24 protein-coding genes and 1 tRNA gene are annotated in these 24450 nt (G+C 65.9%); 18 read left to right on the top strand and 7 right to left on the bottom strand.

What is annotated here, in order from left to right; translation table 11 throughout:
• Positions 1-104 precede the first annotated feature (104 nt).
• Positions 105-1049 carry a hypothetical protein gene (locus ABD53_RS17045; protein ID WP_152670772.1) on the bottom strand — a complete coding sequence of 315 codons (945 nt, stop codon included), beginning with the start codon at positions 1047-1049 and terminating at the stop codon, positions 105-107.
• 147 nt (positions 1050-1196) lie between these two features.
• Between ABD53_RS17045 and fusA the strand changes: the two genes are divergently transcribed.
• On the top strand, positions 1197-3248 hold the full coding sequence (fusA, locus tag ABD53_RS12935) for an elongation factor G (protein ID WP_047866239.1): 2052 nt from the start codon (positions 1197-1199) through the stop codon (positions 3246-3248).
• 114 nt (positions 3249-3362) lie between these two features.
• Entirely contained in the window at positions 3363-4343 is a 981-nt protein-coding gene (locus tag ABD53_RS12940; protein ID WP_047866240.1) for an NAD(P)-dependent alcohol dehydrogenase, read from the top strand.
• A gap of 61 nt (positions 4344-4404) precedes the next feature.
• Here the strand turns inward: ABD53_RS12940 and ABD53_RS12945 are convergent, their stop codons facing one another.
• Positions 4405-5391 carry a glucosyl-3-phosphoglycerate synthase gene (locus tag ABD53_RS12945; protein ID WP_047866241.1) on the bottom strand — a complete coding sequence of 329 codons (987 nt, stop codon included), beginning with the start codon at positions 5389-5391 and terminating at the stop codon, positions 4405-4407.
• Positions 5392-5676: 285 nt separating this feature from the next.
• Here ABD53_RS12945 and surE point away from each other — a divergent pair, with 285 nt between their 5' ends.
• Together surE and ABD53_RS12955 are read left to right on the top strand one after the other, a co-directional pair.
• Positions 5677-6510 (top strand): 5'/3'-nucleotidase SurE, encoded by an 834-nt coding sequence (gene surE, locus ABD53_RS12950; protein ID WP_047866283.1) that lies wholly within the window; start codon positions 5677-5679, stop codon positions 6508-6510.
• Complete coding sequence (locus ABD53_RS12955) at positions 6510-7193, top strand: HAD-IA family hydrolase (RefSeq protein ID WP_047866242.1); 684 nt, start codon at positions 6510-6512, stop codon at positions 7191-7193. Before surE ends, ABD53_RS12955 begins: the two co-directional genes overlap by 1 nt.
• Positions 7194-7209: 16 nt before the next feature.
• Here the strand turns inward: ABD53_RS12955 and ABD53_RS12960 are convergent, their stop codons facing one another.
• Positions 7210-7797: a biotin transporter BioY gene (locus tag ABD53_RS12960; protein ID WP_053058056.1), complete on the bottom strand. Its 588-nt coding sequence runs from the start codon at positions 7795-7797 to the stop codon at positions 7210-7212.
• A gap of 118 nt (positions 7798-7915) precedes the next feature.
• The gene (locus tag ABD53_RS12965) at positions 7916-9115 is read right to left on the bottom strand and encodes an aminotransferase class V-fold PLP-dependent enzyme (RefSeq protein ID WP_047866243.1); all 1200 of its coding nucleotides are present in this window, start codon (positions 9113-9115) and stop codon (positions 7916-7918) included.
• A gap of 117 nt (positions 9116-9232) precedes the next feature.
• Between ABD53_RS12965 and ABD53_RS12970 the strand changes: the two genes are divergently transcribed.
• Positions 9233-11623 carry a transglycosylase domain-containing protein gene (locus tag ABD53_RS12970; RefSeq protein WP_053058057.1) on the top strand — a complete coding sequence of 797 codons (2391 nt, stop codon included), beginning with the start codon at positions 9233-9235 and terminating at the stop codon, positions 11621-11623.
• A 38-nt stretch (positions 11624-11661) separates the two neighbouring features.
• Here the strand turns inward: ABD53_RS12970 and ABD53_RS12975 are convergent, their stop codons facing one another.
• Complete coding sequence (locus ABD53_RS12975; RefSeq protein ID WP_047866244.1) at positions 11662-12480, bottom strand: inositol monophosphatase family protein; 819 nt, start codon at positions 12478-12480, stop codon at positions 11662-11664.
• 32 nt (positions 12481-12512) lie between these two features.
• The gene (locus ABD53_RS12980) at positions 12513-13628 is read right to left on the bottom strand and encodes a sigma-70 family RNA polymerase sigma factor (protein ID WP_047866245.1); all 1116 of its coding nucleotides are present in this window, start codon (positions 13626-13628) and stop codon (positions 12513-12515) included.
• 353 nt (positions 13629-13981) lie between these two features.
• On the opposite strand from ABD53_RS12980, the gene ABD53_RS12985 reads away from it, so the two are divergent.
• The 7 genes from ABD53_RS12985 (at position 13982) to pyrF (ending at position 18449) form a co-directional block, all read left to right on the top strand.
• The gene (locus tag ABD53_RS12985; RefSeq protein ID WP_235401615.1) at positions 13982-15568 is read left to right on the top strand and encodes a UDP-N-acetylmuramoyl-L-alanyl-D-glutamate--2,6-diaminopimelate ligase; all 1587 of its coding nucleotides are present in this window, start codon (positions 13982-13984) and stop codon (positions 15566-15568) included.
• Positions 15561-15821: a metal-sensitive transcriptional regulator gene (locus ABD53_RS12990; protein ID WP_047866246.1), complete on the top strand. Its 261-nt coding sequence runs from the start codon at positions 15561-15563 to the stop codon at positions 15819-15821. Before ABD53_RS12985 ends, ABD53_RS12990 begins: the two co-directional genes overlap by 8 nt.
• Positions 15822-15823: 2 nt before the next feature.
• Positions 15824-16078, top strand: a complete 255-nt coding sequence (locus ABD53_RS12995) for a hypothetical protein (protein ID WP_047866247.1) — start codon at positions 15824-15826, stop codon at positions 16076-16078.
• A gap of 71 nt (positions 16079-16149) precedes the next feature.
• Positions 16150-16473, top strand: a complete 324-nt coding sequence (locus ABD53_RS17335) for a hypothetical protein (protein ID WP_047866248.1) — start codon at positions 16150-16152, stop codon at positions 16471-16473.
• Positions 16470-17006 (top strand): orotate phosphoribosyltransferase, encoded by a 537-nt coding sequence (gene pyrE / locus ABD53_RS13005; protein ID WP_047866249.1) that lies wholly within the window; start codon positions 16470-16472, stop codon positions 17004-17006. Before ABD53_RS17335 ends, pyrE begins: the two co-directional genes overlap by 4 nt.
• 77 nt (positions 17007-17083) lie before the next feature.
• Entirely contained in the window at positions 17084-17392 is a 309-nt protein-coding gene (locus ABD53_RS13010) for an HU family DNA-binding protein (protein WP_407690114.1), read from the top strand.
• Positions 17393-17582: 190 nt separating this feature from the next.
• Positions 17583-18449, top strand: a complete 867-nt coding sequence (gene pyrF / locus ABD53_RS13015; protein ID WP_047866288.1) for an orotidine-5'-phosphate decarboxylase — start codon at positions 17583-17585, stop codon at positions 18447-18449.
• Positions 18450-18848: 399 nt separating this feature from the next.
• Here the strand turns inward: pyrF and ABD53_RS13020 are convergent, their stop codons facing one another.
• On the bottom strand, positions 18849-19388 hold the full coding sequence (locus ABD53_RS13020) for a thioredoxin domain-containing protein (RefSeq protein WP_047866250.1): 540 nt from the start codon (positions 19386-19388) through the stop codon (positions 18849-18851).
• A 267-nt stretch (positions 19389-19655) separates the two neighbouring features.
• Between ABD53_RS13020 and ABD53_RS13025 the strand changes: the two genes are divergently transcribed.
• The 6 genes from ABD53_RS13025 (at position 19656) to ABD53_RS13050 (ending at position 24424) form a co-directional block, all read left to right on the top strand.
• Complete coding sequence (locus tag ABD53_RS13025; protein ID WP_053058060.1) at positions 19656-20834, top strand: D-alanyl-D-alanine carboxypeptidase family protein; 1179 nt, start codon at positions 19656-19658, stop codon at positions 20832-20834.
• Positions 20835-21025: 191 nt separating this feature from the next.
• A complete protein-coding gene (locus tag ABD53_RS13030; RefSeq protein WP_047866251.1) occupies positions 21026-21979 on the top strand; it encodes a 1-phosphofructokinase family hexose kinase in 954 nt (317 codons plus the stop codon).
• Positions 21980-22145: 166 nt separating this feature from the next.
• Positions 22146-22481 (top strand): thioredoxin, encoded by a 336-nt coding sequence (gene trxA / locus ABD53_RS13035; protein WP_047866252.1) that lies wholly within the window; start codon positions 22146-22148, stop codon positions 22479-22481.
• Positions 22482-22622: 141 nt separating this feature from the next.
• A complete protein-coding gene (gene groES / locus ABD53_RS13040) occupies positions 22623-22889 on the top strand; it encodes a co-chaperone GroES (RefSeq protein ID WP_047866253.1) in 267 nt (88 codons plus the stop codon).
• 169 nt (positions 22890-23058) lie between these two features.
• Positions 23059-24216 carry an N-acetylmuramoyl-L-alanine amidase gene (locus tag ABD53_RS13045; RefSeq protein WP_047866254.1) on the top strand — a complete coding sequence of 386 codons (1158 nt, stop codon included), beginning with the start codon at positions 23059-23061 and terminating at the stop codon, positions 24214-24216.
• A 134-nt stretch (positions 24217-24350) separates the two neighbouring features.
• A tRNA-Pro gene (locus tag ABD53_RS13050) sits at positions 24351-24424 on the top strand.
• Positions 24425-24450 lie beyond the last annotated feature (26 nt).

The following is a 24450-nucleotide window of genomic DNA, read 5'->3' on the forward strand; positions in this document are numbered from 1 at the left end:
ACCAAGAAGACTCTAGTAGAGGCGATGGGCGCAGCGCTATCCGCAATTACTGCTGCAGAGGCCCTGGGCTTTTTCGAGCACGCAGGGTACCGGCAAACTGCGGTTCATCTACTGTGAAACGCGCTGTCAGAGGGATGAGCGCCAGAGAAATTCAAGTCCCCGTGAACGAACCTAGACCTTAGATCGTACATGCGAGTTATCTCTTTCTTGTGGCTATTTTGAGCACCAAGTAGAAGCTGACTCTTCTCCCTTACCTGCTCTTGAATTCCCGAGCTGCCTTTAGTGTATAGAGCTTCAAGGCCAACCATCGACCAGAAAAGCTCGGTGCCTTCATCTATAATGCTTGCAGGAAGTAGCAAGTGTGTGAAAGCGTTCAAAGCTCTTCCAGTTGGACCACCACCAAACCCTTCCATGAAACCTTTTTTAGTAGAGATCCAATTCCAAACTTCTAGAATGTTCAAGGCTTTTATCGGAGGCCAACCAATCGACAGGGCATATTCTGTAGCCTCCGTAAGTGATTGAGCGCTGCAAGTGGCTATGATGTCCTCTAACCCGTTTTCTGAGACCATTACTGACTTATCCAATATAATAGAGCCAACGTGGGCAATATTTGCAGCGACGATGAGCCTATGAATATAACTCGCGAAATCAGAGCCAATTGCCGAACTGTATACAACTCTCGCTTCTTCACCTTCGTATCGAGTTATTGTACCTTCGTCATCGTACATCTTCGCAAAGTCGGTGGGCACGGTCGCGTCTAGCGAGACTTCGACGATCATAGTAGGTCTAGGAGAAAGGTGAGCTGACTTTCTTATAGAAGTAGAAGCTGCTAAATATTCTCTGACCCGCTTCTCTTCTAAGCTAGAAGACTCTAAGGCTCTGATTTGAAGCACAGCCTCATCAGTACCATGAGAACTTAAACTAAGCTCACCGGATAAACTGCACAAGTCTTCTACGGCCGCGTGAAATTTGTTGGCCTCATTACCTCTGCTCCTAATAGGGTACAGAAGGGATAAATAAGCAGTTAAGGTTAGATTCACGCCACTCATTCCTAGCTTCTGAATTCTGGGTTTACTTTATCAATACCGATAATTTTACTTTAGTAGTAGCCTGTGAACGGTCTCTGAGATAAGCTGAATGCCCCGGACGTTACTAGTGCCGGGGAGGGGATAGGAAAATCGGGAGAGGAGGTCCCTATGGCCGTCGAGCCGGAGACTATTCGCAACGTGTGCCTGATCGGACACCGGGGCAGTGGTAAGACCATGCTCGGGGAGGAGATGATAGCCCTGTGCGCCGGAAGGGGCCCCGGCGAGAGGGTGTCGGGGGGCATCCTCGATAACGCCGAGGAGGAGGCCGAGCGCGGTATGACCCTCGGCATGGGGATAGCGAGCCTGGAGTGGAAAGGGCGTCAGATCAACCTCCTCGACACTCCCGGTGACGGCGGGTTCATCGGGGACGCATTCGTCGCCCATCGGGTAGCCGATTGCGCGGTGCTCGTCGTCCACGCCCAGGACCCGGTCCAGGTCGTCACGGAAAGGGTGTGGCGTAGGGGCGAGAAGGAGGGCATCCCGCACGTGGTCGTCGTGAACCACCTCGACCGCGAGCGGGCCGACTTCGGGGCCGTGGTCGAGCAGCTCCGGGAGAGGTTCGGTCAGGAGATCGTGCCGCTCAACCTGCCTATCGGGCAGGGTGAGGATCTCAAGGGCATCTACGGCCTGCTCAGTGGCCTCGCCTTCGTGGATGGAGGCCAGACCTCAGAGATACCGTCCGGCATGGAGGCGGAGGTGGACGAGGCCAAGGTCCGGCTCTTCGAGGCCATCGCCGAGAGCGACGACACGCTGCTGGAGAAGTACCTGGCCGACGAGGAGTTCACCACCGAGGAGGCGTTCGATGCCATAAAGAAGGGCATTGCCGACGGCCTCATAATCCCGGTGGTGGCAGCGAGCGCGGAGCGCGGCATCGGGGTGGATAGGCTCCTGGACGTGATCGCGGGCAGCGCTCCCTCGCCGGTGGACCGCTCGCGCTGGATCTCGACGGAGGGTGACGAGGCCCTCTGCGACACCGAAGCCCCTTTTAGCGCCTACGCCTTCAAGACCTACGTGGATCCGTTCGCCGGGCGCATAACGGCGCTCAGGGTGGTGAGTGGCCGATGCCGCTCGGACGAGGCGCTCGTGAACCCCCGCACCGGCACCGCCGAGCGGCTCGGCGGCGTGTCACACCTGTACGGTAAGGAGCGAGTCTCCACGGACGAAGCCGTGGCCGGGGACATAATCGCCGTAGCCAAGCTGCGCGACGTACAGACCTTCGACACCCTGTGCCGCGCCGACCGGACCGTGGTCTATCCGCCGGTCGAGCTGCCCGAGCCCACGGCGGCCTGCGCGGTCTCCGCCGAGAGCCGGGGCGAGGAGGAGAAGGTCTTCGAGGCGCTGCGTCGGGTGGCCGACGAGGACCCGTCGCTGGCGCTCACACGCTCGGAGTCCACGGGCGAGGATCTGTTGCGGGGTCTCGCGCCGCTGCACCTGGAGTTCGCGCTCGAACGGGCGCGGCGGCGCTACGGGGCTGGGATCGAGGCCCACGCCCCGAAGGTGCCGTTCGAGGAGACGATCACGCGCTCCTCAAGCGCACAGGGACGCTACAAAAAGCAGTCCGGCGGGCGGGGCCAGTTCGGAGACTGTCACATCGAGGTCTCGCCGCTGGAGCGCGGCGCGGGCTTCGAGTTCGTGGACGAGATCGTGGGCGGAGCCATCCCCCGCCAGTACATCCCGGCGGTCGAGAAGGGCATCCTCGAGGCGATGGCCGAGGGTGTCGTGGCCGGGTATCCGGTGGTGGACGTTCGCGTCCGGCTCTACGACGGCGGCTTCCACTCGGTGGACTCCTCGGAGATGGCCTTCAAGGTGGCGGGCTCGATGGCTTTCAAGAACGCGGTGGCGGACGCCGGTCCGGTACTGCTGGAGCCGTTCCAGATGGTAGAGGTGCTCTCACCCACGGAGCTCGTCGGAGACGTTATGGGGGACCTCTCGGGCAGACGCGGCCGTCCGCTCGGCATCGAGCAGCGCGGCGAGCGCCAGGTGGTGCGCGCCGAGGTGCCGCAGGCCTCCCTGCGCGATTACGCCCGCGAGCTACGCGCGATAACCGGCGGCAAGGCGAACTTCCACGTCGAGCCCGCCCACTACGAGGAGGTCCCCGAGAACCTGGTCGAGAAGGTGCTCGCCGTAAATGCCGAGGCCGAGAAGGAGAAAGTGGGGTAGGAGCGGCTCGGAACGTCGACAGTACACCAAGAACGTGTAACGAGTAGCCGCGGCGCCGGTTTGAGGAGGGGTAAACGGAGATCTTGCGTACCCGCGCAGTGAAAGGGAGACGCTATGAAGGCAATCGCCCGGGATACCTACGGCTCGACCGAGGCCCTTGAGCTCAGGGAGGTTGACGAGCCCGAGATCTCGGACGACGAGGTGCTGGTAGGCGTTAGCGCGGCCGGCGTGGGCCGGGAGGTCTGGCATCTCATGACGGGTCTGCCGTATCCCGTGCGCCTCGCGGGGTACGGGCTGCGCGCGCCCAAGGAGCCCGTTATCGGCTCGGACGTGGCCGGCGTCGTGCAGGCGGTCGGAAATGGCGTGAGCAGGTTTCAGGCCGGAGACGAGGTGTTCGGCATCGCCACGGGCTCGTACGCCGAGTATGCGCGTGCCTCAGAGAAGAAGCTCGCGTCCAAGCCGGAAAACCTCACCTTCGATCAGGCGGCGGTGATCGCCATCTCCGGATTGACCGCCTTGCAGGGCCTGCGGGACCACGGACGGGTAGAGCCGGGGCAGGAGGTGCTCGTCATCGGCGCATCGGGCGGTGTGGGCACCTTCGCCGTGCAGATAGCCAAGGCTTTCGGCGCGCGGGTCACCGGCGTGTGCGGCGCCACGAAGGCCGAGATGGTGAGATCCATCGGTTCGGATCACGTCCTCGACTACACTCGGGAGGACTTCGCCGAATTTGCCGGAGGGGAGCGACGCTACGACGTGATCCTGGACATCGGCGGGAACTCTTCGCTTTCGCACCTCCGGCATGCCCTCGCCTCCCGGGGGATCCTCGTCATCGTCGGCGGCGAGAACGGTGGACGGTGGCTCGGGGGTACGGATCGCCAGCTCCGGGCGCTCGCGTTGTCGCCGTTCGTGAGTCAGAAGCTCGGCACGTTTATCTCCTCGGAGAACCACGAGGATATGATCGCCTTGAAGGAACTTATCGAGTCTGGGAAGGTCACGCCGGTCGTAGATCGAGCCTACCCGCTCGCCGAGTCACCCAAGGCCATCCGGTACCTCCTGGAGGGACACGCCAGGGGAAAGGTCGTCATCACCGTGTGAGGCGCAGGAGGCCCGGCGAGCGGGCTCGGGGGCTTCACTCCTAAAGGCTGACCGCTAAGAGCTACCCGACCCGCTGTACCTCGGCCATCGGCGGGCGCTCGACGAGCTCCTCGACGTACTCCATTAGCTCCAGCCCGTCTGGCGTTGCTACGGCGTGGCGGTAGTCGGAGAACTGGAACAGGGTGTCCGGGAGGCTGGCGTCCCGGATCTGGTGCAGCCTGCCGTCCTCGCGCAGCCGCCGGGCGACGGCGCGCAGCACCGAGTACGACATGCGAGAGAGGTCGCGGAGCGGCTGGTGGCGGTTCTGGCGCTCGCCGAGGTCTACCTGGGCCATCGCGTCCAGCCCGACCTTGCCCATCACGTCTATCATGATCCCGGTCTCCACCGCGTAGCCGGTCAGAAACGGTATGGACAGGAGAAGCTCCCGGTCCGCGGCGAACTCTCCGGCCAGCGGCTGTACGAAGCCGGTCAGTTCGGGGTAGAAGAGGTTGAACAGCGGCTTGGTGGAGAGCTCCGTTACCCGGCCGCCGCCGTCGGGCTCTACGTTCTCGCCGGACCTGAACGGGCGGCGGTAGGCGGCCTTCACGTACCGGACCTCCGGTACGGTCAGTATCGGGCCGAGGGTGCCCGAGATGAACTCGGGCTTGAAGTCCCTGGTGTCGGCGTCGGCGAACATCACGATGTCCCCGGTCGCCACCGCCAAGGAGCGCCACATGGCATCGCCTTTACCGTGGGCACCGCCGTAGGACGGCATCAGATCGCTCTCCGAGTAGACCTCCGCCCCGTGTTCCGCGGCTACCTCCGCGCTCCCGTCCTCGGAGTCCGCGTCCACGGCGACGATCTGGTCAACCAGTGTCGTCCGCTCGTTTACGCCTCGTATCTCGTCTACTATCCCGCCGACCGTCTCGGCGACCTCGTGACACGGCAGCACCAAGCTGACCGTGAGGCCGAGATCCCGCTTCCGACGCCCCAGCTCCGTGGGGTCCGGGAACTGCGAGTGCTCGTATGAACGGCGGCTGAACCACTCTGCGGCGCTGTCTGGTCTCACGATGCTACCTCCTGCTAATACTGATTATAAGGGTTGGGGCGAGTTAGAGGTTACCCTTCTACCCGAAATTTTATACACGCTTTATACATGCGGCGTTTATCCTGTACTGTTCTGTTTTGATCCATCCTGCCCCGTAGTGCTTTGGCCCCACGGGTCCGGTTAACGCGGGAACGCTGGTCCGGTGATCGTAATGGTAAACTAGGCAATCCCGAGCGACGGCGCTACACGGCGTGCGTCTTCGGGCTTTGTGATGTCTAACCCAAAGAGCAATAGTAGATGCAAAAGATGCGAATCGTACTTACCAATGACGATGGGATAGAGGCTCCCGGTATCGCCGCCGCCCGGCGTGCCCTGGAGCGGTCCGAGGCGGTCTCCGAGGTGCTGGTGGTGGCCCCGGACCGCAACCGCTCCGGCGTCGGGCGCAGCATCACCTTCGACGAGCGGCTGCGCCTCAAAGAGCATCCGATGGCCGACGGGGTGACCGGGTACGCCTGCAGCGGCACGCCGGTGGACTGCGTGCGGCTGGTATCGCTCGGGCTGATGGACTTCGAGCCGGATCTCGTGTTCTCCGGGATCAACCACGGCGAGAACCTCGGCGACGACATAACCTACTCGGGCACGGTCGCCGGGGCCTTTGAGGGGATCGTGATCGGGGTGCCCGGCATTGCCGTCTCGCTCTCCACAGAGCGGCCCTGGCATTCCGGTGTGGAGCCGGAGCTGCACTTCGGCCCCGTGGCGGAGTTCTCGGCGCGGCTGGCCGAGGCCGCCGTGGAGAAGCTGCCCGCCGAGCGCATCCTGAACGTCAACGCCCCGAACCTGCCGCTCTCCGAGCTCTCCGGCACCCGGATAACCCGGCTGGGCCGCAGGCTGTACAAGGACGAGCTCGTCGAGATCGCCGACAAGGACGGCAGCGTGACCTACGATATCTACAACAACCCGCCCAGGCACCACCACGAGGAGGGCACCGACCTGCTCGCCGTGGAGCAGGGTGAGATCAGTATCACCCCGGTACACCTGAACCTCACGGACTCCGACGGCATCCAGAACATCTCCGGCTGGAACCTCGGGTCGCTCCTGGAGGACCCCCAAGACGTCTCCGGCGAAGCGGAGACCGGCTGATGGGGCAGAAGCGGGAGACGCCCCTGAGCGCCGTGCTCTTCGACTTCGACGGCACGCTCGTGGACACGACAGAGCTGATCCACCAGTCCATGCGCCACGCCACCTCCGCCGTCCTGGGCCGGGACTATCCGCGCGAGAGGCTCTTGAACGGGGTCGGTACGCCTCTACCGGAGCAGATGAAGGCATTCGACCCGGAGCGCGTGGACGAGTTGCTGGAGTCCTATCGAAGCCACCAGGAGGCCCACCACGACGAGCTCATAAAGGAGTTTCCCGGGGTGGAGAAGGCGCTCTCCCGGCTCCAGGAGGCCGGACTGGATCTCGGGGTGGTCACCTCCAAGCGCCGGGCGTCCGTGGACCAGGCGCTAGAGACCTTTCCCGGGCTCGGGCGGGTCGTGGACCGCTTCGTGACGATGGAGGACACTACCGAGCACAAGCCCCGCCCCGAGCCGCTCCTGCGGGGCCTCCAGATGCTGGGCGCCACCCGCGAGGAAGCCGTCTACGTCGGGGACGCCCCCTACGACGTCGCGGCCGCGAAGGCCGCCGGCCTCGTTAGCGTCGCGGTTAGCTGGGGAGCATTCCCCCACGAGAGCCTCCGGGAGGCAGGGCCGGATCACCTCTCCGAGGACATAGGAGGCGTGGTGGACACGCTGCTCCGGCTCGCCGGCCAGAGCCAGACTACCTGAGACTAACTGACCGCCCCTACCTGACCCGGCCCGACCCGCCGGGCTCTCTGGAAGGGCCGACGAAGAGCCGAGTCGAGGCTATTCTGGGGGCGACCGCCGCCGCTAGCACGGTCGCGAACACGACCTTTACCGCGTCGAAGACCACGAAAGGCGCGACCCCGGCCGCGAAGGCTGCGCCGGGGGAGAGCCCCGCCTGCACCGCGAGCCAGCTCGCGCCGACCCCGTAGATAATCGCGAGCGCGGCTACACCCGCGCCGACGCCCCAGGCTATCGCCGCCGGCCGCCGCGATCCCGCGAGAGCCGGGGCCACGAGCCCGGCAACAGCCACCGCCAGCGGGTACGACAAAAGGTAGCCGCCAGTAGGCCCCAGCAAGTGGCCGAGCCCAGACCCAAAATTGGAGAACACCGGGACCCCGACCGCCCCGATGAGCAGGTACACCAGCATCGCCATCGCCCCGTAGCGGGGGCCCAGCAGGTAACCTGCAAGCATCACCGCCAGCACCTGCAGGGTAAACGGGACCGGAGGTATCGGGACGGCTATCTGGGTCATCACCGCCGTGAGCGCCGTCATCAGTGCTATACGAACCATCGCCGCCGGTCTCAAGATCCCGCCTCCCCCTCTAAGCTACTCACGACGCTACACACAACGCGTGGATCATAGCCGAACGTGCGTGTTTTGCAGAGCCCCCGCCGCACGCCGGGCTACGTGGTTCTACGTGGTTCTACGTGGTTTGCAGGCGTCCCACGGCCTCGGTCAGGGCTTCGAGCTCCTCTCCGGTGTTGAAGAGGTGGGTGCTCGCGCGGACGTACGGGTGGGGCTCGGGTATGAAGCGGACGACGAGCCGCTCCTCCAGCAGCCTGTCCGCGACCTCCTTGGACCCGACCCCGGACACCGTGAAGCTAACGAGCCCGGAGTGGACGGGCCTCGGGGAGACGATCTCGACTCCCGGCAGCTCATCGAGCATGTCCATCAGGAGCTCAGCCCGGCTCCGGATGCCGTCGGGCCCGGCGTCGCCGCGACGTATCGCGTCCTCCGCGGCCTGGGCGAAGCCGCCCGCGAGGGCGGGGCTCGTGGTCGAGGCCTCGAAGCGGCGGGCCCCGGGGTGCTGGCTGTAGCTCCCCTCGTAGTCGAAGCCGTCCGCGAGCGAGGCTCCGCCGACGTTCGGGCTGCGGACCGGAGATCCGGGCCGGACGTAGAGCGTGCCCATCCCCTCGGGACCGAGCAGCCACTTGTGGCCGGTAAAGGCGTACAGGTCGGTGCCGGTGGCCGGGATGTCCACGGATATGTTTCCGACCGACTGTGCGCCGTCTACCAGGGTAAGTGCGCCCCCCTCGCGGACGATCCCGGCTATCTCCGCCAGCGGTAGCTCCTCGCCCGTGGTCCAGTCCACGTGCGAGAGCGCGACCATCCGCGTGCGCGGGGTCATGGCGGCCCGGATCTTCTCCGGCGTCACCGGCGGGTCCACGAGCTTTAGCTTCGCCCCGAAACGGGCCTCGACCTCGTGTAGCGGCGCGATGCATCCCGGATGCTCGCTGGAGACCGAGATCGCCTCGTCCCCCTCGCGCCAGTCTATGGAGAAGATGCCCAGGTTCATGCCGTGGGTCGTGTTCTGGGTCAGGGCCAGGTCCCCGGGGTCGGCGTTCACGAGCCGGGCCGCCGCCCCGCGCGCCCGGTCGTTCGCCTCGCCCTGGCGGGCGAAGAAGGCCGCGCCCTGCAGGTAGGCCTCGCCGAGGCACAGCTCGTCGGTGGCGCGCCCGGCCTCCACCACGTCCCGCGTCGGCGGGCCGGAGCCGCCGGAGTTTAGGTAGGCGTAGTCGTTGTCCGCGAGGGCCGGGATGCTCTCGCGCGGTATCGAGGCCCGCGGGTCGGCCGGCAGCTTCCGGGCGCTGTTCAGGGGATTCGAGGAGTTCGAGGGATTCAAGGGTTGTGCTCCTTACGTTCATTACGTGCGACTCCGCCAGTTGCCACGAGAATATCCCGCACCGCGGGGAGGGTCCCACGGGGAAGGAGATGCTCTCTCCGGTATAATAAACCCTCTATGTCGAGAAACGATCCGGTCCGGGTCGCGCGCGGCAGGGCCCTGCGCCGGCGTCAGAGAAACAGAGCACTGCCCCGGGTGAGGAACGTGCTCGTGGCGCTCGGCGTCGTGTCCGTGGTGGCTTCTCTGGGGGCGGTCGCGAGCTTTGGCTACGCCTACGACCGTTTCTCGGAGGAGCTGCCCGAGATAGACGACTACCAGGCCGCAGAGCTCGCCCAGACCTCCGTCGTCTACGATCGGGACGGCGAGCCGGTGGACGAGCTGCACGGCGTGCAGAACCGCTACGTGGTGCCACGAGACGAGGTCTCGCCCTACCTGCGTGACGCCGTGGTCGCCATCGAGGACAACCGCTTCTACCGGCACGAAGGCCTCGACTTCGAGGCCATAGGCCGGGCGATGGCCTCGAACCTGCGCACCCTCTCCGTGCAGGAAGGCGGCTCCACCATCACCCAGCAGCTCATAAAGAACACCTACATAGACAAAGAGCTCAGGGCGGTGCCGAGCTTCCAGCGCAAGATCAACGAGGCCGCCCTCGCCTGGCAGTACGAGGACGAACACTCCAAAAAGGAGATCCTCAACCAGTACCTGAACACGGTGTACTTCGGGAAGAACGCCTACGGCGCGGAGGCCGCCTCCCGCGCCTACTTCGACGAGTCCGCCAGCGAGCTGGAGCTCGGCGAGGCCGCGATGCTGGCCGGGATCATCAACCTCCCGAGCACCTACGACCCCTTCGCCTTCCCAAAGAGCGCCCGCAAGCGCCGCGACGTGGTGCTAGACAACATGCTCGCACAGGATAGGATCTCCGAGGCCGAGCACCGGGAGGCCGTCTCCTCCGACCTCGGCGTGGACCGGGGCAATCTGGAAGAGAACGAGGCTGACGACTACTTCCTGAACGCCGTCCGCCAGGAGATCATCCGCGAGCGTGGCCGGGAGACCCTCTACCAGGGCGGCCTCGACATCTACACTACCCTCGACCCGGAGCTCCAGAAAGAGGCCGACGCCGCCGTAGAGCAGATAGTCAAGCCGGAAGAGGGCGACCCTTCGGCCTCGCTGGTCTCCGTGGAGCCTTCGAGCGGCGCGGTGAGGGCGATGGTCGGCGGCTCGGACCTCGCCGACGTGCAGTTCAACCTCGCCACCCAGGCCAAGCGCCAGCCCGGCAGCACGTTCAAGACCTTCGTGCTCGCCGAGGCCATCAAACAGGGCATCTCGCTCGACACCGTGTACGAGTCAAAGTTCCTGCAGATACCGCTGTCCGACTCAGACGAGGTGTACGAGGTGGACAACTACGACAGCATCCGGCGCGGCGAGATAGACCTCCGCAAGGCCATAGCGCAGTCGGACAACACCGTATTCGTGCAGCTCGCGCTGGACCTCGGGATGGAGAAGGTTATACAGACCGCCGAGGCGATGGGCGTAGAGGCCGAGCTCGAGCCCTACCCGTCAACCGCCATCGGCGGTCTCGGCGAGGGCGTGTCGCCGCTCGAGATGGCCTCCGCGTACTCCACGCTCGCGAACGGCGGGGTCCACGCCGATCCGTATCTGGTAAGAGAAGTAAAGCGTCCGGTGGACGGCGAGGACGAGACCGTGGAGGAGCACGAGCTAGAGGAGGAGCGGGTGCTCTCCGGGGACGAGGCGGCGGCCGTTACGCAGGCCCTGAAAGGCGTCGTGGAAGAGGGTGGGACCGCGAGCTACTACCGGGACATTCCCGCCGAGATAGGCCGGGAGTCCGCCGGCAAGACCGGCACCACCGACGCCTTCATAGACGCCTGGTACGTCGGCTACATCCCGCAGCTCACGACCAGCGTGTGGGTCGGCTACCCGACCGAGCGGCGCTCGATGGTAAACATCCGGGGCTACGAGGAGATCAACGGCGAGAACTTCCCGCTCGACATCTGGTCCGTGTACATGCAGAGCGTGGTCGGCCGCTACTCCGCACAGCAGTTCGCGGAGCCCGGCGAGGACTTCCTGGAAGGCCTGCGGGAGAACAAGGTCGGCATCCCGCCAGACGAGCAGGAGAAACCGGAGACCACGGTCCGGAAAACTACCACGGAGGGCACCGCGAAAGACACCACCGCCGGGGAGAAGAACGGGCAGGGTGCTAACCGGGGGCCGGAGGATTTCCTGGACCGGGTCACGCCGGGCCGCAACACGCCTTCAGGCGGGAGCACGCAACCCGCCGTCTCTCCTCCGTCTTCAGAGCCGTCTCGGGCGCAGCGTCAGCAGCGGTCCCAGAGACGACAGCAACAGCGTCAACAGCGTCAACAGCGGCAGCAACGCCAGCAGGCGGCCCCTCAAGCCCCGGAGCCGGGCGTGAGCGGCCAGCCCGCGTGGCGGCAGGACGCCGCTCCTGGCAACCCGGGTAACGTAAGGCCCCGGAGCCCGGGCCGCTAGGCTCGGTATCGGGGGAGAGGGGTGTAGCTGACGCGGTTTTAGCCGCCGGAAAGGGTCTGGATCACCTCGTCGTGCAGGCGTCCGTTGGTGGCGATCAGGGCGTCGGAATCGAGGTTCCAGGGCTCGCCCCGGGAGTCCGTGCAGCGTCCGCCGGCCTCGGAGACCAGCAGCGCGGTGGTCGCGTAATCCCAGAGGGTGTTGCGGGTGCCGATGGAGACGTCCAGGTATCCTGCCGCCGTCCAGGCTCCTCTAATGCCCGCGCTACCCAGGGCCCGGAGCTGCCAGCTCGTGGAGAAAACCTCACGCAGTCCCCGTTTTTGGGGATCCGACTCCGCCCCCGCGCTCTGCAGGCCGGTAAAAGACAGGTCCGCGCCGGTGAAGGCGTACTCCAGCTCTGCGGTATCGCTGACGCTGACCCGCTCGCCGTCTTTGCCCCCCGTGCTGCGGTAGGCGCCACCCCCCAGATAAGCGTGATACAGGTCGCCGACCCGTGGCGCGGCGACGGCGGCGTGGGTCACCTCGCCGTCCTCCACCACCGAGACGCAGACGCAGAAGAGCGGGTTTGCGCGGGAGAAGTTGGCCGTGCCGTCCACCGGGTCCAGGAGCCAGCTCCGGCCCCTCTCGGCTATCTCACCGCCGCGCTCCTCGGAGAGGATGGCGTCCTCGGGGTAGAACTCCTGTATGCGGGAGATCAAGAGCTCCTCGCAGAGGTAATCAACCTCGGTAACGAGGTCCTTGGGCTCTTTCTCCGTGATCTCCCCCGGACGCTCGTAGCGGGAGAGCTGTAGCTCTCCCGCCGAACGGGCCACGTCGCAGACGAAGCCGTGTAGCTCTTCTCGTATGGTGTCTCGGCTCACCGCCGGGTCACTCCGGATTCACTACAGGTTCACTACTTCAGGTACTCGCGCAGGTTCTGCGTGCGGCGCTGCTCCCGCAGGAGGTTCAGGGTCTTCATCTGGATCTGACGCACCCGCTCGCGGGTGATGTCGAACTCCCGGCCGACCTCCTCCAAGGTGCGGGGCCGGTCGTCCTTCATCCCGAAGCGCAGCTCCACGATCTGGCGCTCCCGCTCGGGTAGCTCGTTCAGCGCCTCGTGCAGGTGGCTCTTGAGCAGCGAGTCCGAGACGGCGTCGGTCGGGGTGATGGAGGTCGCGTCCTCCAGGAAGTCGCCCAGAGACGAAGAGTCTTCCTCCCCGACCGGGGTCTCGAGGCTGATGGCGCGCTGGCTGATCTCCTGCAGGCGCAGTACCTCGTCCACCGTGATCTCGAGCTCGCGCGCTATCTCCTCGTCCCACGGCTCGCGGCCGAGGTCCTGGGTCATGCGGCGGTGGGTGCGGTGGAACTTGTTTACCTTCTCCACCATGTGTACCGGGATGCGGATGGTGCGGCCCTTGTCGGCGATGGCGCGGGTGATGGCCTGCCGGATCCACCATGTCGCGTAGGTCGAGAACTTGTAACCCTTGGTGTGGTCGAACTTCTCCGCCGCCCGGATCAGGCCCAGGTTCCCCTCCTGGATGAGGTCCAGGAACGAGACTCCCCGGTTGCGGTACTTCTTGGCTATCGAGACCACGAGCCGGAGGTTGGCCTCCACGAGCTTATCCTTGCAGCGTTTGTCGCCGCGGGCGATGCCTTTTGCGAGCCGGATCTCGTCGGCGTGCGTCAGGAGCCGGACACGCCCGATCTCGGCCAGATACATCCTGATGGAGTCCCCGGTGGCCACCGCGTGGGCGATCTGCATCGCCGGAACCTCGGGCATCGGGTTCTCCGCCGGGGCCTGGGCCCTTACCCTCTCCGCGGCCTCCACGGCGTCCGCGGCCTCGCCCTCGACCACGGTAATGTCCTCTTCCTCTAAGGCCGCGTAGAACTCCTCGACTTCCGTCGCCGAGAGCTCACCTTCCTTCAGCAGGTCGGTGACCTCCTCCGTACTGACGAAACCCTGACTGCGTCCCCGGTTGAGAAGCTCATCCGTGCGCTCCGTCAGCACCATGGTGTTCTCGGTCGACATCCATCTCCTCTCTCGGCCGGATCTAGATCTCTGTTGGTCCGGGCCGTCGCTTCCGCCACAACCTTACGCCGCGGCCCGCGCCGGTAACGCGACTTCGTAACTTCGTATCTCCAGGGGCCAGCCAATAAAGGCTACAGGGACCCAACGAGAACCCGACAAGACGAAAGTCTCGGTGAAATCCTTATTAACTCCTGGAGAGCGACTTGGGTAGGTTATCACACGAAAATGGGGAGAAAGCCGGAAATTTAAGTAATCTCGTTTACCGGCTTCCGGCTATTATTGTTACTCCGGACACATAGGGGACCGCATGATGCTCCCGTCCCGGCGGCTCCCGGCGTGCTTCCGGGGGGCTGTTGCTTGCTACACTACACGGCATGTCTGCACGCCATGAGCAAACGGTCTCCGGGGCCGTCCCACTGGGCCGGGGAGAGGTGGCCCGGGTGCTTGGCGTGGAGCCGCCCGCCGACGCCCCGCCAGATGGTTCCAAAGGGAAGATAACGGGGGTGACGCACGACTCCCGCGAGGCCGGGCCCGGCGTCGCCTTCGTGGCCGTGCCGGGCTTCAGGCACGACGGGGCGGAGTTCGTGCCCGAGGCCCTGGAGCGTGGCGCGGAGCTGGCGGTCGCCGAGCGCGGGGTGCCGGGTTATCCCGTGGCCGTGGTCCCCGACGCCCGGGCCGCGCTCGCCGCGCTGGCCTGCGCCGTGTACGGCGACCCCTCGCACGAGATGGAGGTGTACGGCGTGACCGGCACCAACGGCAAGACCACCACCTCTTACGCGCTGTACTCGATACTGGCCGGCTGCGGAGGAGAAGAGGAGACGGGGCTGCTTACCACCGCGGAGACCATTATCGGTGGGGAGCGGGTGGACGCGATAAGGACCACCCCCGAGGCGACCGAGGTGCAGCGTCTGCTGGCGGCCATGCGGGACTCCGGCGCGCGGCGGGTGGCGATGGAGGTTTCCTCACACGGCATCGCCCTCAAGCGGGTCTCCGGGGTGAGGTTCGCGGGCGCGCTGTTCACCAACCTCACCCGGGATCACCTCGACCTGCACGGCACGATGGAGGAGTATTACCGGGCGAAACGCGAGCTCTTCTACCGGGTCGTGGAAGGCGGCCCCAAGCTCGCCAACGCCGACGACGAGCACGGCCGCCGCCTGGCCCGTGAGGTGGAAGGCGTGACCACCTTCGGCGCCGCGCCGGACGCGGACTACCGCGTCGAGAGCGTGCGGACGGAGCCCCGGGGCACGGCGTTCACCCTCTGCCGGGGAGCCGGAGCGGAGAGAAGGCTGGAGCTAAAGACGCCGCTCCTCGGCGGCTATAACGTCATGAACGCGGCGGGGGCGGCCTCGCTCGCGCTCGCGGCCGGGGTGGATGATGCCGAGGTGGCCCGCGCCGTCGCCGGGATGCCCCAGGTGCCGGGCCGGTTCGAGCGGGTCACGGCCCGCGGGGCGGGGGAGCCGGGGTTCGAGGTGATCGTGGACTACGCCCACACCGACGTGGGCCTCGAAGCCGCCCTCGGGGTGGCGCGCGAGGTCGCTGCTGGCGGGCGGGTGATCTGTGTCTTCGGGGCCGCCGGGGACCGGGATGGGGCGAAGCGGCCGCTCATGGGCCGGGTGGCCGCCAGGCTCTCGGAGGTGGCGATCATAACCACCGACGACGCCTACTCAGAGCCCCCGGAGAAGATAGCCCGCGAGGTCGAGTCCGGGGCGGATAAGGGGGCGTGTGAGGTGATCCTGGACCGCCGCGAGGCGATACGCCGCGCCCTCTCCTACGCCCGGCGCGGGGACGTGGTGCTCGTCGCCGGCAAGGGCCACGAGCGGGTCCAGCACCTGCCCGGAGAGGACGTGCCGTTCCACGACGCAACCGTCGTCGGCGAGCTGCTCGGGGAGTTGGCCGGGGAGAGCTCGGAGAGGAGTGAGAGGAGCAGTCAGGGTGCGTAGGGAGGCCAGAAAAGAGGTGCTGCGGCGGCTCAAGAGCGTCGAGGGGCACGTGCGGGGCATCGAGAAGATGGTCGAGGAGGAGGGCGTAACCTACGCCGAGGTCGTGCAGCAGACCAACGCCGTGTTCTCCGCCATCCGGCGCATAAACACCGTCGTCCTCAAGGACTATATCGAGGACCGGGCGGAAGAGGACGATGCCTCCGAACAGATGATAAACGACCTCCTGAAGGCGATAGACCGGGTGGTGAAGTAGCCTTGTCCAGGAACCGGACGAGCCCGATGGTGATGCTGTTCGCGCTGGTCGGGGCCATGCCGCTGCTGGCCGGCGCGGCCGGGCTAGCCGGGCTGCTGCTGCAGCGCGCGGACTTTGGCATCCTAGTCTGGGGACTCGTGCCGCTACTCGGTCTGCTCGCCGTGGCGGCCGTGCTCGGGGTGATTCTCGGAAAGGCAGCCGGCGGCAGACGAGACCGGCGGGATAAGCGGGAAGAGTCGCGAAAGCCGCAGGAGTAAGCCGGAACTCGCGGACCCGAGCCTGCGGGAGCCTGCGGAAAAGCGTAAGACATGATGTATAGTCCGGCCCTATGGAAGACGCGGAGAAGGCGGACGGAAGCCCCGGGATAGAGGGAATAGAGGGCCTGGAGAAGCGGGTCGCCGAGCTGGAGAGCCTGGGTGAGAGCCTGGGGCGCGCCCCGGATGGGGAGCTATCCGGCCTGCTAGAGCGGGCTATCGAGCTACTGGAAGAGGTCAATGCCGCCGTAGAGAGCCGCATCTCCGAGGCGAGCCAGGAGTCCGGGGAGGCCGAGGGTCTGCTCGACCGGGTGGACTTCGGGGCGTTCGACGCCGCTCTGGGCAGCCTGGAGCACGAGAACCCCGGAGGCGCAGGCCCCGGAAAGGGCGAGGGGTGAGCTTATCCGGGGAGGACACTGGTCTGGCGGAACGCGTGCGGCGTGCCGCCCTCCTCGAAGGCGACTTCACGCTCTCCAGCGGGGAGCGCAGCCGGTTCTACGTGGACAAGTACCTGTTCTCCACCGAGCCCAGGCTCCTGTGGGAGCTCGCCGGGGAGCTCTCCCGGAGGCTGCCCGAGGGTGTAGACCGGCTCGCCGGCGTGGAGCTCGGGGCGGTGCCGCTGGTGGTGGCGCTCTCGCTCCGCACCGGGATCCCGTATGTAATAGTGCGCCGGAGCGCCAAGGATTATGGCACGGCGCGGAACTTGGAAGGCGGGCTACGGGCGGGAGAGAAGATCGCGCTCGTCGAGGACGTCGTGACCACCGGGGCCCAGGCGCTACAGGCCGCCCGCGGCCTCGTGGAGGCCGGATGCGGGGTCGAAAAGCTGCTCGCCGTGCTGGACCGCCGGGAGAGCCCGGGGGCCGATCTCGGGGAGTTTCCGTTCGAGGCCCTGCTTAGAATGGCCGATCTAGGGGTAGAAAACCGGGATTGAGGCCCGTAGGAGGCTCTGGTATAGTCCTCCGAATTGCGCGGCGGGACGAGGATGGAGACCAAACAAGGAGGTCATGAATGGCGGATAAGGCAATGAACAAGGGCGAGCTTATAGAGAAGATCGCTGATGAGATGAACCAAGACAACAAGGAGCATACGGTCTCCAAGAGTGAAGCCCAGCGGTTCTTCGACTCCTTTCAGCGGGTAGTGACCGACTCACTCAACAACGAAGTAGACGTACAGATAACGGGCTTTGGCAAGTTCTACGTGCAAAAGCGCGAGGCCCGCGAAGGCATCAACCCGCAGACCAAGTCCAAGATCAACATCGCCGCCTCGAAGGTACCGAAGTTCACGGCCGGCAACGCCCTCAAGGACGCGATCAAGTAGCAGCCGCCTGCGATAGTTGCGTATGCTACAGGGCCTCGCGGCCCGGAGACACGGGTCTCCGCCGCGGGGCTTTCGCACGTTTTGCGTGGTTTCGAGCGGTTCCGGGCGGTTCCGGGCGGTTTTGAATGGTTTTGAACGGCTCTGGGTAGTTCTGGTCGGTTGAGTCTGGAGGTGGGTGCTGGAGGCTTTGATGCGGTCCGCGCGCCGGCGCGGCAGCGTGCTCGTCGCGGGCCTCGACCCTTATCCGGGGCGTTTGCCGCCGGAGATCTTCTCCCGGGTCTCTGATGGATTTCCGGAGTCGGCGGCGGTGCGGGAGTTCTGTCTCGGCGCGCTGGAGGCCGTGGAGCCCGAGGCGGCGGCGGTAAAGCTCCAGGCCGCGTTCTTCGAGCGTCTGGGACCGGAGGGCATGGAGGTGTACCGGGACCTGATAGCGGCGGCGGGCGACTTAGACCTGCCCGTGATCTCGGACGTCAAACGGGGCGATATAGGCCCCGTGGCGGCGGCCTACGCAGAGGCGCACCTCGCGGTGTACGGGGCTGCCTGCGTTACGGTGAACCCATACATGGGCGCAGACGCTGTGGAGCCTTTCCTGCGGGAGACGCGGCGTCTGGGTCGGGGCGGAGGCGTGTTCTCCCTGGTCGCCACCTCCAACCCCTCGGCCGGGGAGCTGCAGGGAGCGGGGAGCCCGCCGCTCTTCGAGCTGGCCGCCCGGCTCGTAGCCGGGCTCGGCGAGGTCCGCGGCGACTACTCGGACGCGGGCGCGGTCGTCGGGGCGACCCGGCCGGAGATCGGGGCCAGGGTCCGCGAGCTGATGCCGGATGCGCTCTTCCTGGTGCCCGGTTTCGGGGCCCAGGGCGGCTCGGCGCGGGCGATACAGGGGATGCTCGACCGCAGGGGCGGCGGCGTGCTGGTCAACAGTAGCCGGGGCGTCCTATACGCGTACGAAGCCGGACACTCTGGCGGGGCGGACGGCCCCGCCTCCGACTACCGGAGCCTGGCCCGGCGGGCCGCGGCGGAGGCCAGGGAAGCGTTACGAGAGGCCGGGGCGCGACCCTGAGACTTCCAGGGAAGGTTAGGGTCGCCGGAGAGCGCTAGAGTCTATAAAGCGTTTTGTGGGTTTTGTAGAAGGAGCGAACCTTCATACACCTTCGTACAGAATGCTCCGTCAGGAAGCCGATACCCGAGTGCTGAATACACGGTTTGCGGCGGGACGCAAGCTTCGTGCCAACCGCCTTAGAAGAGGTGTACGACCCCGGCGACGGTGACGACCACTATACCGATCGCTATCACTACGCCGAGCAGATTTACCAGGTTGTCACGGGCCATGATTCCTCCTGTTTCTTCTGTTTCTGGTGCGGTCTCTTCGTGCCGGGTGCGACTGTCGTGAGCCTGTAATTTACACCGTTTGCACCGCTTACATTAGTTTACGCTGTCTGCCTCTGTTACCCCGGTTAACCTAGCCGTCCGACCGTAGGGTGTCCTCTAGCTCTCGTCTCATGTCGCGCTCCTGTCTTTCGGAGAATCCGTCCTGGGAGAGGTGTACTTCTCCGTCTTTGACGAGGAAGATCCGGGGCACGCGCTTGACGTTGTACAGGGAGGTCAGCTCGCCGGCGCCGTCCTGTATGACGGCGTACGGGGCGTCGCCACGGTCGTCTCTGGGTATGCCGCCGACGTACACGGCCACGAACGTCACCTCCGAGCCGGCGTACTGGCCCGCCAGGCGTTCGAAAGCCGGACGCGAGCTCTGGGACGCCTGGTTCAGGCCGCTCCAGAAGGAGATCACGTAGGCCCCGTCGTCGGGCATCTCGAACTCCTCCCCGTTCATCCGGGTCGCGCCGAAGTTGGGCGCGACCTCTCCGGGCGCCGGAGAGGGCTGCGCGAGGGTCAGGGTGCCGGTCCCGGTGCTCTCGGGCTCCGAGGAGTTGAGCTCCAGTGGGTCGCGGTAGATAAAGGCCACCACGGCGACCAGCACCGCCACGATCACCAGCCGCCTCAACTGCTCTCCAAGATATGCGGCATCTAACGAAACATCTCCCGGGCCTCTCGAACACCATCTCCGGCGAAGTCCCCGGCGGGGCCGGACACATCCGACATTGTAGCCTGCTCGGCGCTCCGCGTGGTGCTCTGTGTAGTGCTCCGCCTGGAACTCTGCCCAGAGCTTGTTACAGGCTGCTTCTTTCTGTAACCTCTTGGAGCTTTGGGAGCCTTGGGATCAAAGAACGCATACGGTTCGGGTCGTCTACGTCCCGCTTCCCGGCGCCGCTTGACGGCCTCCGGTCGCTCCGCGCACTCCATGTGCCTGGTGTGCCTGATGTGCGCGCTCGCGGCCTCCGTGGCGCTCTGCTCTGCGTCACCGGCGTCCGCCCAGAGCGGCCAGCCGGGAGCGCCGGACGTATCGGCTGGCGCGTGGACGCTGGTGGACGAGGTGAGCGGCGAGCGGCTGGCCGGAGAGAACGCCTCTGAGGAGCTGCCGATGGCCTCGACGACCAAGATCATGACCGCCCTAGTGACCCTGGACGAGGCGAGCCTCGACGAGGAGGTGACTGTCTCGGCGGAGGCCGCGGAGTACGCCAGGCCCCCGTACAGCAACGTCGGACTGCGTGAGGGCGACGTGCTCACCGTGAGAGAGCTCCTGACGGCGGCCATGCTTGAGTCCGGCAACGACGCCGCTTACGCTCTGGCCTACCACGTCGGCGACGGCAGCGTCGAGCAGTTCGTGCAGATGATGAACGGCTACGCCGGGGACATGGGTCTCCGGCACACGAGCTTCGAGAACCCGGTCGGGTTGGATCATCCCGAGCAATACTCCAGCGCCGACGACCTGGCAAAGATGGCGCGCCGGGCGCTATCGGAGCCCGCGCTGCGGGAGATCGTGGACACCCCCTCCGCCGTCATAGACACGGAGCGGGGCCGGGATATACCCTTGCAAACCACGAACGAGCTGCTCGCCTCCTACCCCGCCGCGAACGGGGTAAAGACCGGCACGACCCCCGCCGCCGGGGCGAGCCTCGTCGCCTCCGCCGCCGACGGCGACGAGTCCTACATAGCGGTCCTGCTAGATGCCGAGGACCGTTTCGGTGCCGCCACCGAGGAGCTGGAGTACGGCTTCTCCGCTTATGACCGGCGGCAGGTTATAAGGGCCGGACGCCGCTACGCCAGCGAGCCTCTGCCCCAGCGGCCCGATCAGGAGGTACGGCTGGTGGCCGGAGAGGGGGCCGAGAGGCTGGTCGCTGCCGGGGCCGGCGTAGAGCGCCGGGTAGAGGTCGTGGACGAGTTGCCCGGCTCGGCCGAGGCCGGAGACAGGCTCGGGCGGATAGTAGCCGAGAGCGGGGGAGAGCGCGTGGCCCAGGCGCCGCTGGTCGCGGCCGAAGGCTACGAGGAGGCCTCCCTGTGGCAAAGACTGTGGTATACAGCCGGGAGTATCTTCGGGGACGGGAGATGACCCAGCCAGGCCGGAGAGTATCCGGCGTTTTTACGTCTAATACAGGAGCTTCCTACATGAGCCGTCCGTGCGAAAGTCCGCGGGGTTTGATGTAGGGGGCGGGAAGCCGTGAGCAGTCGTGGGCCGGGCGCGGGCAGCGTCCGGGACGTGGATGCAAGAGAAGGCAGGAGGCGCGCGAGCATGATCCGAGCATGATTCTGACCGTAACCCTCAACGCCGCCGTGGCGCGGACGATGGTGGTGCCCAGCCTGAACTTCGGGCAGCGCCACCGGGCCTCGGAGAGCATCTCCCGCGCCGGTGGCAAGGGGATGAACATAGCCCGCTCTCTGCGGGAGCTGGGCGCGCCGGTGCTCGCCACGGGCTTCGCCGGCGGGCGCAGCGGAGACGCGATCCGCGACGGACTCTCCGAGGCGTCCATACCCTTCGATCTCGTGGAGATAGCAAGCTCCTCGCGGACCTCGACCGCCATAGTGGACCCCACCAGCGGCGTGCAGACCGAGATAAACGAGCACGGGCCGCTCATAACCCAGGCCGAGGCCCGTGAGTTCACCCGCCGCCTGGAGTTTCTGATGGAGTACGCGAGCGCCGTGGTCTTCGCCGGAAGCCTCCCCGAGGGGATAGACGAGGACTTCCTCGCCGGGCTCGTGCATCGCTCGCGGGAGCGGGGGATCTTTACCGTGGTGGACTCCACCCCGCAGGTGCTCAAGGTCGCGCTCAAGGCCCGGCCTTCGCTCGTCAGCCCGAACCAGGGCGAGGCCGAGAGCGTGGCCGGCTTCGACTTCATTGAGGAGGACGATTTCTCGCGGGGCACGGCCCGGCTCGTGGAGCTCGGTGCCGAGAGAGCCTGCGTTACCTCGCCAGAGGGGCACTCCTACCTGACCACCGCCGACGGCGTGATCTCGGCCCAGGCACCCCGGGTCGAGGCGCGCTCGACCATCGGCAGCGGCGACGCCTATCTCGCCGGTCTCCTGAGCGGCATGCTCCACCGTAACCTCTCGGCCGTGGACGCCGTAAAGCTAGCCGCGGGCTGCGCGGCGGCGAACGCCGAGACCCTCGGGGCCGGCTCCTTCGAGGCCCGGCACGCCGAGGAGCTGGCGGAGGAGGTGCAGGTCGAGGTCCACTCCGGCGGCAAGCACCGCTTGTAGCCCGTGGAGGCGCAGAGGATACAGAGAAGTACACGTAGGTACACAGAGCTACGTAGAGGCGGCCCGCGGGGACGGCTACCCGGCGCGGGAAGGCTTACCGGCCCATGCTAGAATGTCCTGGCAAGCGTGAAAAAGCGCGGAAAATTTTGAGACACGGAGGTTCTCGATGGCGGTTAGCGAGGTAACCGACGCGACATTTGAAAACGAGGTACTACAGGCCGACAAGCCGGTCATAGTTGACTTCTGGGCCCCGTGGTGCGGCCCGTGCAAGAGGATCTCGCCGATCCTGGATGAGTTCTCGGAAAGCCGTGACGACGTGCATTTCGTAAAGCTCAACGTGGACGATAACCCGCAGACGGCCATGAGCTACAGCGTCCAGAGCATCCCGACCATCATCCGCTTCGAGGGCGGCGAGCAAAAGGAGAAGGCCGTGGGCGCCCTCCCCAAGCCCCAGCTCTCGGCGCAGCTCGGGCTGGATTCCGAGAGGCCCCGCGAGGCCTGAGCCGGAGCCCCGGCCCCGGCAAGGCCCCGGCAATTGCGTCTCGTAACCCGCACGGTTACAATCGCGAGCGGCAATCCGGCTCGCGGCTCTTTCGAGGGCCGGTAGAGACCGGCGTGAAGTCATAGACGAGGGAGGAAGATCATGAAGTTCAAGCCCCTAGGTGACCGGGCTCTGGCCCAGATCATCGAGCGCGAGGAGAAGACCGAGTCTGGCATCGTACTGCCGGATACCGCCAAGGAGAAGCCGCAGACCGCCGACATCGTCGCGGTCGGCGACGGCGAAGAGGTAAAGGTCAAGGAAGGCGACACGATAGTGTTCGCCAAGTACGCCGGAACCGAGATCAAGCTCGACGGCCAGGACTACATGATCCTGGACGCCGAGGACATCCTCGGGGTCGTCGAAGACTAGAGCACCGGCCACGAGGCCAGTGTCCGCCAAACAGAGCGCCGAGCCTCCCGGCAGGGCCCTCGCGGCACCTCCGGCAAGAGGGCTCGGCGCTCTGGCTTTGCCGAGCTTTCCAAGTTTCTCGATCTCGGCGCGCATGGTGGGTATGGCCCGGAGCCTCCGGTAGACAGCCTTGGACTCTCAGAACCCCCAGAACCGACAGAGCCGCCAAAACCACCGGTCCCACGAGACTCACCAGAGAAGCCCGGGTGCCAACGCCCGCTATCTGGCCCCCGGAGACCGGGGCCGGGAGGTCGTGGACCTCCAGACCCGGCTGCACTCGGCGGGCTTCGAGCTCGGTAGCCGGGGGATAGACGGCGTCTTCGACGCCGATACCAGGCGCGCCGTAAAGGCTTTCCAGCAGTCGGTCGGTGTGCTGGCCGACGGTCTCGTCGGTCCCGTTACCTGGTGGGAGCTGGTGGAGAGCGGTTTCCGGCCCGGCGGCAGGCTACTGTACCTGCGGCAGCCGCCGTTCCGCGGGGCCGACGTAATGCAGCTACAAAGGATGCTAAACGATCTCGGCTTCGACCCTGGCGCGGTGAACGGCCTCTTTGACGCCCGTACCGCCCGGGCTGCGGCGGACTTCCAGAAAAACGCCGGGCTCGTCGCGGACGGGGCGGTAGACGCGGCGTTGTTCAAGGTGCTCGGCACCTACGCCGATCAGAGCCTGGGTACCCATCCGCTGCCGGACAAGTACGGGGGCTACTTCGCCGACGACCTGTTCTCCGGGACCATCGTGGTGGACGCGGCGCACGGCGGGCGCGATGCCGGCTATCTGCCGCCGGACGGCGGCCCCTCGGAGGCGGACCTGAACCTGTCCATCGCAATGGAGCTGGCGCAGATACTCCCGGCGAAGGAGGTCCTGCTTACCCGCAGCGACGACGTCGAGGTGTCCAACTCGAATCGGGCGTATCTGGCCAATACCTCCGGAGCGAGCATGGTCATAAGCATCCATCATGCCTCCTACCACTCTCCCGGGGCAAACGGCACGGCCACCTTCTACTTCGACCGGCTCGGCTACCAGTCCCATCGGGGCCAGATGGCCGCGACCTACGTGCAACGGGGCGTGAGCCGGGCGCTAGAGACCACGGACCTCGGCGAGTTCGGGCGCTCCTACGAGATACTGCGCGAGACCAACATCCCGGCTCTGGTGATAGAGCCCCTGTATCTCACCAACCCGGACGACCTCGAGCTCGCCAGGGACGGCTACTATCCCGTCACGGTGGCCGAAGCCGTGGCCAAGTCTCTGAAACAGTACTCGGGCCGCGACGCGGGGTTTATAGCCGTATAGCCGCAGGCCCCCGTGAGCCCGCCGAGGGCCGGGAGTTTCTCCCGGCACATTCTTTCGCAGCCCGGATCATCCAAAACCGGCGATGTGGTGGTGGTGGTCAAAGCCGGGCTCCTCGTATAGAATGGGCCCTCAGTCGGGACGTAGCGCAGCCTGGTAGCGCGCCTCGTTCGGGACGAGGAAGTCGGAGGTTCAAATCCTCTCGTCCCGACTCCACAGTGGTCGGTAGTTATTTCC

This window comes from Rubrobacter aplysinae (assembly GCF_001029505.1).
GTDB lineage: Bacteria > Actinomycetota > Rubrobacteria > Rubrobacterales > Rubrobacteraceae > Rubrobacter_A > Rubrobacter_A aplysinae.